This window comes from Pseudomonas sp. G3-39, assembly GCF_054790485.1.
On record NZ_CP186497.1, the window covers coordinates 5,505,981 to 5,522,161 of the forward strand.

Annotated in this window: 15 protein-coding genes and 1 riboswitch; of the genes, 8 read left to right on the forward strand and 7 right to left on the reverse strand. The window is 60.6% G+C overall.

What is annotated here, in order from left to right; all coding sequences use genetic code 11:
* Positions 1–97 precede the first annotated feature (97 nt).
* Complete coding sequence (gene tkt, locus ACOYXG_RS24875) at positions 98–2,095, reverse strand: transketolase (RefSeq protein ID WP_027610623.1); 1,998 nt, start codon at positions 2,093–2,095, stop codon at positions 98–100.
* A 258-nt stretch (positions 2,096–2,353) separates the two neighbouring features.
* Here tkt and ACOYXG_RS24880 point away from each other — a divergent pair, with 258 nt between their 5' ends.
* From ACOYXG_RS24880 to ACOYXG_RS24895, 4 genes are all read left to right on the forward strand, one after another.
* Complete coding sequence (locus ACOYXG_RS24880) at positions 2,354–3,349, forward strand: ArsR/SmtB family transcription factor (RefSeq protein ID WP_097089016.1); 996 nt, start codon at positions 2,354–2,356, stop codon at positions 3,347–3,349.
* Between the two features lie 18 nt (positions 3,350–3,367).
* The gene (gene metK / locus ACOYXG_RS24885) at positions 3,368–4,558 is read left to right on the forward strand and encodes a methionine adenosyltransferase (protein WP_027610621.1); all 1,191 of its coding nucleotides are present in this window, start codon (positions 3,368–3,370) and stop codon (positions 4,556–4,558) included.
* A 235-nt stretch (positions 4,559–4,793) separates the two neighbouring features.
* Positions 4,794–6,470, forward strand: a complete 1,677-nt coding sequence (gene ligB / locus ACOYXG_RS24890; RefSeq protein WP_460354515.1) for an NAD-dependent DNA ligase LigB — start codon at positions 4,794–4,796, stop codon at positions 6,468–6,470.
* Between the two features lie 95 nt (positions 6,471–6,565).
* Positions 6,566–6,961, forward strand: coding sequence for a DUF1090 domain-containing protein (locus ACOYXG_RS24895; protein ID WP_007961884.1), 396 nt, complete (start codon positions 6,566–6,568; stop codon positions 6,959–6,961).
* Positions 6,962–7,087: 126 nt separating this feature from the next.
* Here the strand turns inward: ACOYXG_RS24895 and ACOYXG_RS24900 are convergent, their stop codons facing one another.
* Positions 7,088–7,537, reverse strand: coding sequence for a c-type cytochrome (locus ACOYXG_RS24900; RefSeq protein ID WP_027610619.1), 450 nt, complete (start codon positions 7,535–7,537; stop codon positions 7,088–7,090).
* A 128-nt stretch (positions 7,538–7,665) separates the two neighbouring features.
* Between ACOYXG_RS24900 and mltA the strand changes: the two genes are divergently transcribed.
* Positions 7,666–8,850, forward strand: coding sequence for a murein transglycosylase A (gene mltA, locus ACOYXG_RS24905; protein ID WP_460354519.1), 1,185 nt, complete (start codon positions 7,666–7,668; stop codon positions 8,848–8,850).
* 140 nt (positions 8,851–8,990) lie between these two features.
* Here mltA and ACOYXG_RS24910 read toward each other — a convergent pair whose 3' ends face one another.
* Together ACOYXG_RS24910 and ACOYXG_RS24915 are read right to left on the reverse strand one after the other, a co-directional pair.
* Positions 8,991–9,374, reverse strand: a complete 384-nt coding sequence (locus ACOYXG_RS24910) for an MAPEG family protein (RefSeq protein ID WP_027610617.1) — start codon at positions 9,372–9,374, stop codon at positions 8,991–8,993.
* Between the two features lie 39 nt (positions 9,375–9,413).
* The gene (locus ACOYXG_RS24915) at positions 9,414–10,247 is read right to left on the reverse strand and encodes an EamA family transporter (RefSeq protein ID WP_103369189.1); all 834 of its coding nucleotides are present in this window, start codon (positions 10,245–10,247) and stop codon (positions 9,414–9,416) included.
* 155 nt (positions 10,248–10,402) lie between these two features.
* Between ACOYXG_RS24915 and ACOYXG_RS24920 the strand changes: the two genes are divergently transcribed.
* Positions 10,403–11,665: a cation:proton antiporter gene (locus tag ACOYXG_RS24920; protein WP_027610615.1), complete on the forward strand. Its 1,263-nt coding sequence runs from the start codon at positions 10,403–10,405 to the stop codon at positions 11,663–11,665.
* A gap of 30 nt (positions 11,666–11,695) precedes the next feature.
* Here ACOYXG_RS24920 and ACOYXG_RS24925 read toward each other — a convergent pair whose 3' ends face one another.
* Complete coding sequence (locus ACOYXG_RS24925; protein ID WP_123588964.1) at positions 11,696–12,559, reverse strand: LysR family transcriptional regulator; 864 nt, start codon at positions 12,557–12,559, stop codon at positions 11,696–11,698.
* 91 nt (positions 12,560–12,650) lie between these two features.
* Between ACOYXG_RS24925 and ACOYXG_RS24930 the strand changes: the two genes are divergently transcribed.
* Both ACOYXG_RS24930 and ACOYXG_RS24935 read left to right on the forward strand, forming a co-directional pair.
* On the forward strand, positions 12,651–13,064 hold the full coding sequence (locus ACOYXG_RS24930; protein ID WP_027610613.1) for a VOC family protein: 414 nt from the start codon (positions 12,651–12,653) through the stop codon (positions 13,062–13,064).
* 39 nt (positions 13,065–13,103) lie between these two features.
* A complete protein-coding gene (locus ACOYXG_RS24935; RefSeq protein ID WP_460354525.1) occupies positions 13,104–14,393 on the forward strand; it encodes a cation:dicarboxylate symporter family transporter in 1,290 nt (429 codons plus the stop codon).
* A 2-nt stretch (positions 14,394–14,395) separates the two neighbouring features.
* Here the strand turns inward: ACOYXG_RS24935 and ACOYXG_RS24940 are convergent, their stop codons facing one another.
* Both ACOYXG_RS24940 and ACOYXG_RS24945 read right to left on the reverse strand, forming a co-directional pair.
* Positions 14,396–15,292, reverse strand: coding sequence for a formate/nitrite transporter family protein (locus tag ACOYXG_RS24940; RefSeq protein ID WP_336838961.1), 897 nt, complete (start codon positions 15,290–15,292; stop codon positions 14,396–14,398).
* Positions 15,293–15,466: 174 nt separating this feature from the next.
* Positions 15,467–15,874, reverse strand: a complete 408-nt coding sequence (locus ACOYXG_RS24945) for an acyl-CoA thioesterase (protein ID WP_003229043.1) — start codon at positions 15,872–15,874, stop codon at positions 15,467–15,469.
* Positions 15,875–16,070: 196 nt separating this feature from the next.
* A riboswitch (S-adenosyl-L-homocysteine riboswitch) is annotated at positions 16,071–16,169 on the forward strand.
* Positions 16,170–16,181: the final 12 nt, after the last annotated feature.

Below are 16,181 nucleotides of genomic sequence, written 5' to 3' on the forward strand. Positions count from 1 at the left end.
ATCAGGGTTGTGCACACTGTTTGTGTCACACAACAAATCCCCCTGTGGGAGCGGGCTTGCTCGCGAAGGCGTCAGTCCAGACGACGCAACTTCTGGATCAGTCTTCCAGCAGCTCTTCAGCCTGACCCAGGATGTTTTCCAGAGTGAAGCCGAACTCTTCGAACAGTGCCGAAGCCGGAGCCGATTCGCCGTAAGTGGTCATGCCGATCACGCGACCTTCCAGACCCACGTACTTGAACCAGAAGTCGGCGTGAGCCGCTTCGATCGCAATACGTGCGCTGACCTGCAGCGGCAAAACCGATTGCTTGTAGCCGGCGTCCTGCGCATCGAACACGCTGGTGCAAGGCATGGAAACCACGCGCACCTTGCGGCCTTGCTCGGTCAGCTTGTCGTAGGCCTGAACGGCCAGACCGACTTCCGAACCGGTGGAAATCAGGATCAGCTCAGGCTCGCCTGCGCAGTCCTTCAACACGTAGCCACCGCGGCTGATGTCGGCGATCTGGCCGGCATCGCGTTCCTGGTGCTGCAGGTTCTGACGCGAGAAGATCAGCGCCGAAGGGCCGTCCTTACGCTCCAGCGCATTTTTCCAGGCCACTGCCGATTCAACGGCATCGGCTGGACGCCAGGTGTCGAGGTTCGGCGTGGTCCGCAGGCTGGTCAGTTGCTCGATCGGCTGGTGCGTCGGGCCGTCTTCGCCCAGACCGATGGAGTCGTGGGTGTAGACGTGGATCACACGCTTCTTCATCAGCGCCGACATGCGCACCGCGTTGCGCGCATATTCCATGAACATCAGGAAGGTCGCGCCGTAAGGCACCAGGCCACCGTGCAGGGACACGCCGTTCATGATCGCGGTCATGCCAAATTCGCGCACGCCGTAGTACATGTAGTTGCCGCTGGCGTCTTCAGCGCTGACGCCTTTGCAACCTTTCCACAGGGTCAGGTTGGAACCGGCCAGGTCAGCCGAACCGCCGAGCAGTTCCGGCAGCAGCGGGCCGAACGCGTTCAGGGTGTTCTGGCTGGCTTTACGGCTGGCGATGGTTTCGCCTTTGGCCGCCACTTCAGCAATGTAGGCCGAGGCTTTTTCCGCGAAGTCAGCCGGCAGTTCGCCGCTCAGACGACGGATCAGCTCGTTGGCTTCGGTCGGGAACGCCGCGGAGTAGGCAGCGAAACGCTGATCCCACTCGGCTTCGGCAGCGCGACCTTTTTCCTTGGCATCCCACTCGGCATAAATGTCTGCAGGGATTTCGAACGGGCCGTAGTTCCAGTTCAGCGCCTGGCGGGTCAGAGCGATTTCCGCGTCACCCAGTGGGGCGCCGTGGCAGTCTTCCTTGCCCTGCTTGTTCGGCGAACCGAAACCGATGGTGGTCTTGCAGCAGATCAGGGTCGGCAGCGGGCTCTTGCGCGCGGTTTCGATGGCGGTCTTGATCTCTTCCGGATCGTGACCGTCGACGTTGCGGATCACCTGCCAGTTGTAGGATTCGAAACGCTTCGGGGTGTCATCGGTGAACCAGCCTTCGACTTCGCCGTCGATGGAGATGCCGTTGTCATCGTAGAAGGCGATCAGCTTGCCCAGGCCCAGCGTACCGGCCAGGGAAGCGACTTCGTGGGAAATGCCTTCCATCATGCAGCCATCACCGAGGAACACGTAGGTGTGGTGATCAACGATGTTGTGGCCAGGACGGTTGAACTGCGCACCCAGGACTTTTTCCGCCAGGGCGAAACCGACGGCGTTGGCCAGACCCTGACCCAACGGGCCGGTAGTGGTCTCGACGCCCGGGGTGTAACCGAATTCCGGGTGACCCGGGGTGCGGCTGTGCAGTTGACGGAACTGCTTGAGGTCGTCGATCGACAGGTCGTAACCGGTCAGGTGCAGCAGCGAGTAGATCAACATCGAGCCGTGGCCGTTGGACAGCACGAAGCGGTCACGGTCGGCGAACGACGGGTTGCTCGGGTTGTGCTTGAGGTAGTCGCGCCAAAGTACTTCGGCGATATCTGCCATACCCATAGGGGCACCGGGATGGCCGCTGTTGGCTTTTTGCACGGCATCCATGCTGAGGGCACGAATGGCGTTGGCACGCTCACGACGGCTAGGCATCGCTGATCTCCTGGGTGTGAATAGATTGAAACGGAAAAAAGGAGGGCATTTTCCCTCACCGGAGCGCCTCGGGGCAATGACAGATAGTCATCCGAGGGCGTTTTTCCCGTGCTGGACGGCGGTTTCGTCTGGTGAAACCTTTCCGCTGTTCGTTTGTAGAGTTAACCAGCCAGGGAGAAGTGCCATCTATCGAGCAATATCAAAACTTTTTGATATTGCCCTTGCGGCGATTTCCCACCGTCACTAGACTGCTGCCCCATGAACTTACGCGTGCCTTCCATTCGCCATGACGACTGCGACGAGCTGGCGGCCCTGTGCAAGGCCGGTGGCGACCCACTGCGCCTGAATGTATTGCGCGCGCTGGCCAACGACTCGTTCGGCGTACTGGAGCTGGCGCAGATTTTCGGCATCGGTCAGTCCGGCATGAGCCACCACCTAAAAGTGCTGGCCCAGGCCGATCTGGTGGCGACACGCCGTGAAGGTAACGCGATTTTCTATCGCCGCGCCCTGCCCCACACCGAATTGCTGGGCGGCAAGTTGCACGCCGCATTGTTAGAAGAAGTCGACAATCTGGCGCTGCCGGACGACGTGCAGACGCGCATCGCCCAGGTCCACGGACAACGCGAAGCCGCCAGTCAGGACTTTTTCACCCGGGTTGCGGAGAAATTCCGCGCCCAGCAAGACTTGATCGCAGGCCTGCCGCAGTACCGTGACAGTGTGCTGGCCCTGCTCGACAAACTGAACTTCAATGGTGCTGCCACGGCCATTGAAGTCGGCCCCGGCGATGGTGCTTTCCTGCCGGAACTGGCCCGTCGCTTCGGCACCGTAACCGCGCTGGACAACAGCCCGGCGATGCTCGAACTGGCGCGTCAGGTATGTGAACGTGAACGGCTGGCTAACGTCAGCCTGCAATTGGCCGATGCATTGAATGGCACCAGCCTTCAGGCCGATTGCGTGGTACTGAACATGGTGTTGCACCATTTCGCCGCGCCGGCCGAAGCGCTCAAGCACATGGCCGGCCTGCTGCAACCGGGCGGTAGCCTGCTCGTGACAGAGTTATGTAGCCACAACCAGAGTTGGGCCAGGGAGGCCTGCGGTGATCTGTGGTTGGGGTTTGAACAGGACGATTTGGCCCGTTGGGCCACCGCTGCGGGACTCGTTCCCGGGGACAGCCTCTATGTAGGCTTACGTAATGGTTTCCAGATCCAGGTTCGCCACTTTCAGCGACCGGCTGGCGACACTCACCATCGGTAAATTCAGGAAAACATCGAGATGAGCGAATACTCCCTCTTCACCTCCGAGTCCGTGTCTGAAGGACATCCGGACAAAATCGCCGACCAGATTTCCGATGCGGTGCTGGACGCCATTATCGCCCAGGACAAACACGCACGCGTTGCCGTGGAAACCCTGGTCAAGACCGGCGTGGCTATCGTTGCCGGTGAAGTGACCACCAGCGCCTGGGTTGACCTGGAGCAGATCGTTCGTGACGTGATCTGCGACATCGGCTACACCAGTTCCGAAGTCGGCTTCGACGGCGCGACCTGCGGCGTGATGAACATCATCGGCAAGCAGTCCCCTGACATCAACCAGGGTGTTGACCGTGCCAAGCCTGAAGATCAGGGCGCCGGCGACCAGGGCCTGATGTTCGGCTACGCCAGCAACGAAACCGACGTGCTGATGCCGGCTCCGATCACCTTCTCGCACCAGCTGGTGCAGCGCCAGGCCGAAGCCCGCAAATCGGGTCTGCTGCCGTGGCTGCGTCCGGACGCCAAGTCGCAAGTGACGTGCCGTTACGAAGGCGGCAAGGTTGTCGGTATCGACGCCGTTGTTCTGTCGACCCAGCACAACCCTGAAGTGTCCTACAAAGACCTGCGCGAAGGCGTGATGGAGCTGATCGTCAAGCACGTGCTGCCTGCCGAACTGCTGAGCAAAGACACCCAGTTCCACATCAACCCGACCGGCCAGTTCATCATTGGCGGCCCGGTAGGTGACTGCGGTCTGACCGGTCGCAAGATCATCGTCGACAGCTACGGCGGCATGGCCCGTCACGGCGGTGGCGCGTTCTCCGGTAAAGATCCATCGAAGGTTGACCGTTCGGCTGCCTACGCTGGCCGTTATGTTGCCAAGAACATCGTCGCTGCCGGCCTGGCCGAGCGTTGCGAGATTCAGGTGTCCTACGCCATCGGTGTCGCTCAGCCGACTTCGATCTCGCTGAACACCTTCGGTACCGGCAAGATCAGCGATGACAAGATCATCAAACTGGTGCGTGAAGTGTTCGACCTGCGTCCATACGCAATCACCACCATGCTGGATCTGCTGCACCCGATGTACCAGGAAACTGCAGCCTACGGCCACTTCGGTCGTGCTCCGCAGACCAAGACGGTTGGCGAAGACACCTTCTCCACCTTCACCTGGGAAAAAACCGACCGCGCCGACGCTCTGCGTTCCGCCGCAGGTCTGTAAGCCCTCCCCGGCTGCAAAAAAAGCCCCGCACGGTTCGCGCCGTGCGGGGCTTTTTCATGCCTGGAATCCCCTTCCAATATCTATAAAGAACCCTGTGGGAGCGGGCTTGCTCGCGAAGAGGCCAATGCTGGCGACCCGAGTTTGTGCATGGAAACACGATGCAAAACACCCACCCGGTGCCTCTCTGAATCCTCGCCTAGCCTTGAAGCACTCCCCCTGAGCAAGGACGCTCAAAATGCTTGCCACGCTGCGCCTGTTTTCAATTCTTTTGCTGAGTTTCACCCCTCTGATCGCCTATGCAGCCTGCCCCGACTGGCCATTCGGCAAAGCGCAAGTTGAAATTTCGGCTCTGCAACAGCAGATCGACCAATGGGACGACGCCTACCACCGCGAAGGCCGCTCGCTGATTGCCGACGAACTCTACGATCAATCGCGCCTGCGCCTCATCGAGTGGCGCCAGTGCTTCCAGCAACCCGCAGCGCCCGAACCGTTGCGCAGCGCGTCTGGCTCCGTCGCGCATCCAATCGCCCACACCGGTCTGGACAAGCTTCACCAAGCCGCCGCCGTTCAAGCATGGTTAAAGGATCGGCAGGATGTCTGGGTACAACCCAAGGTCGACGGTGTGGCGGTCACGCTGATTTACCGTCGCGGCATGTTGCAGCAGGCAATCAGTCGCGGCGACGGGATCAGCGGTCAGGACTGGACAGCGTCGGCGCAAAAGATCGCTGCCATTCCGCAACAACTGACTCAACCGCTGGACCTGCTGGTGCAGGGCGAGCTCTATTGGCGCCTGAATCAGCATGCGCAAGCCAGCGCCGGCAGCGTCAACGCCCGCGCCACCGTTGCCGGGCTGATGAGCCGTAAAACCTTGAGCGCAGAACAGGCGTCCGGGATCGGTCTGTTCGTCTGGGACTGGCCGCAGGGCCCGGCGGATCTGCCTGAAAGAATGTCGACGTTGGAGACATTGGGTTTCGCCACGACGGCGCCATTCAGTCAGGTCATCGCCAACCTTGCCGACGCGCAAAAATGGCGCGAGCACTGGTATCGATCGCCCCTGCCCTTCGCCACCGACGGCATTGTCTTGCGCCAGAGCCAGCGCCCACCGGCTGAGCGCTGGCAGGCGAGCGCGCCCTACTGGGCTATCGCCTGGAAATACCCGTTTGCCCGAGCGCTGGCCGAAGTGCGCAAAGTGAATTTCAAAGTCGGCCGCAGCGGACGCATCACGCCGGTATTGGAGTTGTCGCCGGTGATGCTCGATGACCGCGAGATCAGACGCGTCAGTGCCGGTTCACTCAAGCGCTGGCAGACGCTGGATATCCGCCCCGGCGATCAAGTGGCAATCAGCCTGGCCGGGTTGACGATTCCACGACTCGACAGTGTGGTGTTGCGCACCACCGAACGGGCCGCCCTCGACATTCCCGACACGCGCGACTTCCACGCCTTGAGCTGCTGGCAACCGACACCCGGTTGCGAAAGCCAGTTTATCGCGCGCCTGACCTGGCTCAGTGGCAAGCAGGGGCTGGCGCTGCAGAATGTCGGGCGCGGCACCTGGGAGAAACTTCTGGAAACAGGCCGCCTGAACAACCTGCTGGATTGGTTGACCCTTGACGAGCCAGAGCTTGCTAACATTGCTGGCTTCGGCGAACGCAGCAGCGCACGTCTGATCAACAGTTTTCACAGCGCCCGCCAACGGCCGTTCCCGCAGTGGCTCAAAGCATTGGGTTTACCGCCGACGGGGCAGGCACAACTGGCCGACTCGTGGCAGGCGCTGGCACAACGCGACACCGAACAATGGCAGGCAGAAGCCGGAATCGGCCCGGGCCGCGCGGCGCAATTGAGCGCATTCTTCCGCGACCCGCAGGTGCTGGCCTTGAGTGACACATTACGCGCCGCCGGAATCGACGGTTTCTGATCACGCAATCCCCCGGCAGCCGGGAACCCAAGGGCCGTCAGACGCTCAAACAGCGCAGTGCCCCCGACCCGACTGCCTTTGCACATGGAGCTTTTATGAAATTTCTTGCACCGCTTGCCTTGCTGACTCTCTGTGGCGTTCTGGCCGCGCCTGTGATGGCTGACGAAGATGCACCGGGCCTGACCGGTTGCGCCGCGAAGAAGCAGGGCATCATCAATCAGCTCGAGCAGGCGAAATCCCGGGGCAACACCGATCAGCAGGCCGGTCTGCAAACCGCTCTGGATGAAGTGACGAAGAACTGCACCGATGCTGGCCTGAAGAAAGAACGCGAAAACAAGGTGCTGGAAGCCAAGCACGAAGTGAGCAAGCGTCAGGCGGATCTCGACAAGGCGATGAAGAAAGGCGATCCGGAGAAGATCAACAAGCGCAAGGACAAGCTCGCCGAGTCGCGCAAGGAACTGCAGGATGCGCTGGACCAGATCGACAAGTAACCGTTAATGCGGGGAATTTGATGCCCTCTTCGCGAGCAAGCCCGCTCCCACATTTGATTTGTGAACGACACAGATCCAGTGTGGGAGCGGGCTTGCTCGCGAAGGCGTCAGCTCAAACAACAGAAATCAATGATCGCGAAACTCTTTATGGCAAGCGCTGCAGGCATCTTCAACTTTCTGCACCGCAGGCCCGAGGTTACTGGCCTTGTACGGCTGAACCTTGCTGGCGATCACCAGTTCACCGGTGGCCGCCTCAAGGTTACGGGCCAATTCCTGAAAGCGGGCCTGACGCAGCCAGACATCATCCTTGGCGCTGGTGTGATCTTCTTCACGAACCTGCGGGAAATGCTTCCACGGTTCATGCGACAACGCATCGAGCTTCACCGCGCCTTCGGCGAATTTCGGCCCGTCGAAAGGAATGCGTCCGCGCAACATGCCACCCAGGTCTTCGCCGGTCTTGAGCATTTGTTTGAAGATCGCCTTGCGTTGCCCCAGCGGAGAATTCGGATCGACGCCGCCACAGGCGGACAAGGTCAGACAGGCCAGCAATACAACAGAAATTCTTTTAAGAGTCATGGTGGCTTCAGGTCACGGAATTCGGCGGCCAGTATCCTCGCGTCGCCGACAAACACCAATAGCCCTATTAAAAATACGGGTTGCCGGAGCGCATGGAGCACTTGGGCAACCGGCACAGGAATCACTCCATGAACAGCCGTTTCAAGGCCTGGCGTCACCCACTGATCGCAACCCTGCCACTGCTGGCAATCCTTGCCGGCTGCACCGGTGGCGACACTGCCAAACCGAAAACCCATGCCTTGGCCACTTATTCCAGCGCCACTTGGGAAGCCTTGCCGGCGGTGTCCGACAGCGATCTGGTCGCCGGTTTCGGTTCATGGCGCAGCGCCTGCACCCGACTCAAGGCTGATCCGGTCTGGGGCGGCACCTGCGCGGCAGCCGCCAACGTGCCGCAAAGCGCCAACGAGATTCGCGCGTTCCTCAAGCAGAACCTCGACGTGTTCGGACTGCGCGCCGAGCATGACAACCCCAACGGTCTGATCACCGGTTACTACGAACCGGTCTACCCCGGCAGCCTGACGCCCACCGAGGTGGCGAACGTGCCGGTGTACGGCGTGCCGGAAGACATGATCATCGTCTCGCTGGACAGCATTTACCCGGAACTGAAGGGCAAGCGCCTGCGTGGCCGTCTCGAAGGCCGAGTGCTCAAGCCGTATGACGACGCGGCGACCATCGAGTCCAAAGGCGTCAAAGCGCCGGTAGTGGCGTACCTGACCGATCCAATGAACCTGCAGTTTTTGCAGATCCAGGGTTCCGGGCGGATTCAGACGCCGGATGGCAAACAACTGCGCATCGCCTACGCCGACCAGAACGGCCATCCGTACCGGCCGATCGGGCGCTGGCTGGTGGAACAGGGCGAGTTGAAGAAAGAAGACGTGACCATGGGCGCGATCAGCAACTGGGCCAAGGCCAATCCGTCGCGCATCCCGGAACTGCTGGGCAGCAACCCGAGCTACGTGTTCTTCACCCGCAACCCGGACAGCAACGAAGGCCCACGCGGCTCGCTCAATGTGCCGCTGACCGCCGGCTACAGCGCAGCTGTGGATCGCAAGGTGATTCCGTTGGGCAGCCTGCTGTGGCTGTCGACCACCCGTCCGGACGGCAGCGCTTTGGTTCGCCCAGTCGCAGCGCAGGACACCGGTGGCGCGATTGCCGGCGAGGTGCGTGCGGATCTGTTCTGGGGCACCGGCGATGCTGCCGGGCAACTGGCCGGGGACATGAAGCAGCAGGGGCAGATCTGGATGCTCTGGCCTAAAGGTGCGGCGTTGCCGCAAGTACCGCAGGTGGCCGATACGGTTAAGGACAAGCCTTAAGCGCCTCGGCGCCAGAGCTACCGCCTTCGCGGGCAAGCCCGCTCCCACAGGGTTCTTTGGTGTACACAGGATTTGTGCTCGCCATTGATACCTGTGGGAGCGGGCTTGCTCGCGAAGAGGCCGGCAGCAACACCCGAGATTCAGACCGACACAAAGAAGAACGCAGCAATCAACCCCATCCCGACAAACCACACCAGCGACCGCAAGATCGCCCAATCCGCCAGGTAGCAGATGATGTACAGCAGGCGACTGGTGATAAACAGCACCGCCAGCACATTCACTGTCACCAGCTGCGCCGTGCCCACCAGATGGGCAACAATCACTGCGGCAGCAAATGCCGGCATCACCTCGAAGCTGTTCAACTGCGCCGCATGCGCCCGTCGGGCGACGCCGCCCACGCTATCGAGAAAATCCCGAGGATCATGATTGTCACTGAGCCTGAAACCGCCCGAGACCTTGGCCACAATCGTGCACACATACGGCAGGAAAATCGCGATCAATACACACCACAGAGCCACCGTCATAACGCCGTCCTTCTTCGAGTGATAGAGAGTTGCGGGCGGTCAGAACTTCATCACCAGCATGCCGATCAGTACCAGCCCACAGGCTAAGAGCCGCGGCCTGCCGAAAGGTTCTTTCAGGTAGCGCATGCCGAACAGCACCACCAGAATCACGCTGATCTCACGCAACGCCGCCGCTTCGGCAATCGAGCCCAATTGCATCGCCCACAGCACCAGAGCGTAGCTGAACAACACGCAGAACCCGACCGCCAGACCCAGCTTCCATTGCTCGCGCCAGAACACCAGAAATGCCGGGCGTTTCGCCACCCACGCCAGCAACGGAAACGGCCAAGCGCTGAACAGCGTGACCCAGACCAGGTAATCCAGTGGATGCGACCAGCGCCGCAAGGCCTGACCATCGATGTAGGTGTAGCAACCGATGCACAAGCCGATCAGCGCCACCACCGGGAGCATCGACCACGGCAGATGCTTGCCGCCGCCGCCCTGCCAGAGCAGGCAGGCCATGCCCAACGGAATCAGCATGATCCCGAAGATCTGCTGCGCAGTGAGCACTTCGCCGGCGAAGATCAGGGTCAGCGCCAGCACCACCAACGGCGACAAGCCGCGCATCAGCGGGTAGACCAGTCCTAGGTCGCCGACCCGATAAGCTTGAATCAGCAGATAGCGATACAGCAGCTCGAACGCCGCCGAAGCCAGAATCCACGGCCAGATTTCCACCGGCGGCAGGCTGATGAATGGAAATGCCAGCGCCACGAACAACAGCGCCACCGTGTCCATGCACGCCACCACCAGCAGCCGTTCGGCACTGAACTTGATCAGGGTATTCCACGTCGCATGCAACAGCGCCGCCATTAACACCAGAACTGTCGCCGCCACGTCCCACTCCTTGATTTTTTTGTTGACCCTACACCAATGTCTGCGGCTGACCAACCGAGGGGGCATGATTGTGTCCCCACCCCGAAACAGCCCATCCAACCTTTGCACCGAAGAATCGGGGCGCTGTCTTTCCACCCCCATCCAATGGAGCCCGGATGCTAGAACTTGTCGCCGCTTTTATCTGCCTCACCACCCTTCTCACCTTCGTCAATTACCGCTTCATCGGCCTGCCGCCGACTATCGGCGTGATGGTCACCGCGCTGATGTTCTCCCTGTTGCTGCAAGGCCTGAGCGTGCTCGGCTATCCCGGCCTCGAAGAACGCGTGCAGCAACTGATCGGCCAGATTGACTTCGGCGATCTGCTGATGAACTGGATGCTGTCGTTCCTGCTGTTCGCTGGCGCCCTGCACGTCAACCTCAACGACCTGCGCAGCTACCGCTGGCCCATCGGCCTGTTGGCCACTTTCGGCGTGCTGATTGCCACCGTCGTGATCGGCAGCCTCGCTTTTTACATCTTTGCCCTGTTCGGCTGGCACGTGAGCTTCCTCTACTGCCTGCTGTTCGGCGCGCTGATTTCGCCTACAGACCCGATCGCAGTGCTCGGCGTACTGCGTACCGCCAATGCCTCCAAGCCGCTGAAAACCACCATCGTCGGCGAGTCGCTGTTCAATGACGGCACTGCGGTGGTGGTGTTCACCGTGTTGCTGGGCATCGCCCAACTGGGTGAGACGCCGACCCTCAGCGCCACGGCCATGCTGTTCGTGCACGAAGCCATTGGCGGCGTGCTGTTCGGCGGGCTGATCGGTTATGGGGTGTACCGGATGATCAAGAGCGTCCAGCAGCATCAGATCACGGTGATGCTGACCCTGGCGCTGGTGATCGGCGGTTCGGCGATGGCCACCGAGCTGCACGTCTCGGCGCCGATCGCGATGGTGGTGGCCGGTCTGATCATCGGTAACCTGGGGCGCAACCTGGCGATGAACGACATGACCCGCAAGTACCTCGACGGCTTCTGGGAATTGCTCGATGACATGCTCAACGCCCTGCTGTTCGCACTGATCGGCATGGAGCTGTTGTTGCTGCCGTTCAACTGGGCGCACGTGGCGGCGGCCAGTTTGCTGGCGCTGGCGATCCTGCTGTCGCGCCTGCTCACCGTGGCCCCGGCCATCGTTCTGCTGCGGCGTTGGCGCACGGTGCCGCGCGGCACCATCCGCATTCTGACCTGGGGCGGTTTGCGCGGCGGCGTCTCGGTGGCACTCGCGCTGGCCCTGCCGCTGGGTCCGGAGCGCGATCTGCTGCTGAGCATCACCTACATCGTGGTGCTGTCGTCGATCCTGCTGCAGGGCCTGACTATCGGCAAACTGGTCAAGCACGCCACCCGTGACGAACCGACGACCGTGGCTGAACCCGCACACTGATGTATCACCGCAGCGCCGTCATGAGCCCCCTCACGACGGACCGCACAGCAAATCAAGCAGATGTCGCATCGCCAATGGGCGGTGCGGCGTCGAGCCATGCATCACCACCAACTCGCGCGCATGACGCTGCCCGTCCTCGACCGGTAACACGTACATCCCTTCCAGCCTCATCCCGGCCCACTGCGGCACCAGCGATACCCCCATCCCCTGCGCGACCAGCATGACGATCGTTTCCAGCGCATCCAGTTCGCACAGCACGTTGGGCTCGATGGCCTGTTCATCGAGGTAGCGCTGAGCAATCTGCCCACCCCACGAGCGTGCGTCATAACGAATGAACGGATGAACGCGCAACAGCGTTTCCAGCGACTGCCCGGCGTACGCGGCTGGAGCCACCAGAATCAGCGGCTCTACCTTGAGCACGACCAAGGCCAATGCCTTGGGCGGCTGGAATGGAGGCCTGACCAGAATCGCTGCGTCCAACTCCCCTGCAAGCACCTTCTCGTAAAGACTTTTCGAGTCACCCGGGGTGATCTTCAGCTTCAAATCAGGTGCTGTAAGCGCCAATCGCTCGATCAAGGTGGGTAACACGCCGGTCAGCGCTGTGGAAATTGCACCGATTGTCAGTTCACCGGCCACCCCATCGGGATGCAGATCGCTCTGTAGATCCTGGGCCAATTCGATGATCGCCCTGATCTTCGGCAGAATCAGCAGGCACTGGTCCGAGGGCCGGGCAGCGTGCGCGGTACGCAGCAGTAACGTGCAACCCAGCAATCTCTCCAGCGCCTGGACGCGCTGACTGATAGCCGCCGCAGTGCGACTCTCGCGCCGTGCCGCTGCCGCAATCGAACCGGTCTCGACCACCGCCACCAGGCTTTTCAGAAACCGTACATCCATAAGTTTTCCTTTCGCTCAGAACAAGGCGAAGTCGTTATGCCCCGCCGCACGGTCTGTTTACCCTGAGCGCTCCTTCACTTGGGGACATCGCATGAACAGACCTTTTCACGCTGCATACCATGTTTGCGACCTGGAACAGGCGCGGACTTTTTATCGAGATGTGTTGGGCTGCACCGAAGGCCGCAGTACCGAGACATGGGTCGACTTCGACTTTTTCGGCAATCAGCTCTCGCTTCACGTGGGCACGCCCTTCACCACGACCCGTACCGGCCAGGTTGGCGATCACAAAGTATTGATGCCGCACATTGGCGTCGTCCTGCCGCTGGAGGAGTGGCTGGAGCTGGCCGATCGTTTGAGCCGCCTCGGCACAACGTTTGAAATCCCTCCGGTGATCCGCTTCGCCGGCGAACCCGGCGAACAGCGCACGATGTTCTTTCTCGATCCCAGCGGCAATCCGATCGAGGTCAAGGGTTTCAAGGACTTCGACGGTCTCTTCGCACACTGAGCTTCACCCCAACAAACACAACAACAAAAGGGGCACATCATGACTACCAGGAAACCCACCAGTCTGGTCACCCGCATCATGCTCGGGCTGGCAGCCGGAATAATCGTCGGCATCCTTCTCAACCAGTTTCCCGAACACAAGATCTGGTTCATCGACAATCTGCTGCAACCGGCCGGTGACCTGTTCATCAGGCTGATGAAAATGATCGTCGTACCGTTGGTCTTTGCGTGCATGGTCGTCGGCATCGCCGGGGCAGGCAGCACCAAGGCGCTGGGGCGGGTCGGGATAAAGACGCTGGTTTATTTCTTTACCATCACCAGCATTGCCATCGTCTTCGGACTGATCGTCGGCAATGTTTTTCAGCCCGGCGCCGGCGCGGACTTCAGCAGCACCCTGCAATCACCGGCCATTGGTCTGGCGAATACGGGGGACACACAGAACCTGGGCCGAACTCTGGTGAACATCGTGCCGGACAACATCGTCCTGGCCATGTCCCAGGGCAAGCTGCTCTCCGTGCTGTTTTTCGCGATCCTGTTCGGCTGTGCCCTGTCGATGCTGCCCGAGCCGCAGAAGGCGCCATTGATCGCCGTGATTCAGGCGGTATCGGACACCATGTTCAAGGTCACGCATCTGGTCATGCACTATTCACCCATCGGCATCTTCGGCCTGATCGGGGTCACCGTGGCCAGCTTCGGCCTCAGCGCGTTGCTGCCGCTGGCGAAGCTGATCGGCATCACTTACGTCGCGGTGTTGCTCTTCGCGTTGGGCGTGCTGGGGCTGGTGGCGCGGATGGCCGGCATTCGCTTTTTCCACCTGATTCGGGAAATACGCAGTGAATTGATACTGGCTTACAGCAGTGCTGCGTCGGCCACGGTGATGCCACAACTGATCGAGAAAATGGAGAAGTATGGCGCTCCGCGCCCGATCACTAGCATGGTCATTCCACTGGGTTACTCGTTCAACCTTGATGGCGCCTCGCTGTTCGCGGGACTGGGCACGCTGTTTATCGCCCAGGCGTACGGGATTGATCTGGGTCTGGCGGATCAGGTCATGCTGGTGCTGATCATGGTGTTGACGTCAAAGGGCGCGGCGGGAGTGCCGGGTTTCATGTTCATCATACTCACAGCGACCCTGACCACCGCCGGTCTGCCAGTGGAAGGCGTGGCAATCATCGCCGGCGTCTACCGCTTGATGGACATGCCGGTCACCGCGCTCAATGTGTTGGGCAATGCACTGGCACCGCTGGTCATAGCGCGGTGGGAGGGACAGCTCAAGGCACCTGAAAGCGAACCGACGACAGACCCGGTCAGCCCGCCGTTCAAGGCCTGAAACTATCGGATCTTGCTGTCGGATTCATCTTCGCGGGGTTTGCCGGAGTTCGGTTTATCCGTCTTGGGCGCCCCGCTTTCGCTGCGGATCTGCGCATGGCTGATCAGGGCGAAGATGAAACTGCCGCCGATTATATTCCCCGCCAGCGTGGGCCCGGCAAACACCATCCAGAAATCACTCCACGGCAGCTCGCCGGCAAACACCAGATACGACACTTCCGCCGAACCGACCACGATGTGGGTGAAGTCGCCCAGCGCCATCAGGTAGGTGATGAGGATGATGATCCACATCTTCGCGCTCTCCATGGACGGGATCATCCAGACCATGGTGGCGATCATCCAGCCGGAAACGATGCCCTTGGCAAACATCTGACTGGCGTGGTTTTCCATGACCTTGCGGCCGATTTCAAGGAAGGCGTGATCAGTCTTGCTGTCGAAGATCGGCAGCTCAAGCATCACGTACGCCACCAGAATCGTCCCGCACAAATTGCCGAACAGGACCACGCCCCACAAGCGTATCAGCCGGCCGAAGTTTTTCAGGGTCGGTTTGGTCATCACCGGTAGAACGGCGGTCAGGGTGTTTTCGGTGAACAGCTGCTGGCGGGCGAGAATCACCGCGAGGAAACCGGCGCAGTAGCCGAAACTGGCGATGACCTTGAATTCGTCGCCCTCGGGCAGGCGCGAATTGAGCAGGCCCATGCCCATCAGCGACAGGCCCATGGTCAATCCGGCAGCAAGCGCCGACCACCACAATGCAGCGATGCTGCGCTCCAGTTCCTGATCGCCCTGAGTGCGGATGATTTCATGCAGAACCGCCGCGCGGGGCGGCTGGTTTTTCTCGACTTCGTGTTGTTCGTCGGTCGAGAGGTTTGGGGTCTTGCCGTCTGTCGGGGTGGTCATGGCGTGGGAACCGGGTGGGGGGCTTTTAGCTACGACCCCTGCGGTTCCTGGCTGTTCAGTGACCGGATAAATCTTCGGTGCATGCACAACCGCATTCGCGAGCAGGCTCGCTCCCACAGGTACAACGCATTCCATGTGGGAGCGAGCCTGCTCGCGATGAAGCCACCGCCAATGTCACTTGGTAACGAGCTCATCTTCCTTGAACTGGTCTTTGACGTACTTGATCTCGGTGCGACCGTGCGGCGCCGGCAGGCCGTCTTCGCCGAGGTTGACGAAGACCATCTTCTCGACCGTGAGGATGCTCTTGCGGGTGATCTTGTTGCGAACCTCGCAGGTCAGGGTGATCGAGGTGCGGCCGAACTCGGTGGCGGTGATGCCCAGCTCGATGATGTCGCCCTGGCGCGAGGCGCTGACGAAATTGATCTCGGAAATGTACTTGGTCACCACGCGCTGATTGCCCAACTGGACGATCGCGTAAATCGCCGCCTCTTCGTCGATCCAGCGCAGCAAGCTGCCGCCGAACAGGGTGCCGTTGGGGTTCAGGTCTTCGGGTTTTACCCATTTGCGGGTGTGGAAATTCATGTTCACTCCTGAGCGTTTGCCGAAAGATGGCGCCATCTTGGCAGACCGGGCGGTCAGGCTCCATGAGCCTTCTACTATGGTCGCTATTAGCGATCTTCATCTGGCCGACAGAAACCCTTTGGAAGATCAGTCTAGACGGCTATAATCGCCCCCGTTTCAAAACGGTAACCTTCACTTGCTACCGTTTTCCCGCCACCTGTCCGAGGGGCGCTGCAGCAGGATCAACCTGTCAGGCTCGGATGGGGCGTTGACTGGCCACGGCCGGACACTAAACGCACAACGGCGCCCATTCGCATACATTACGAAT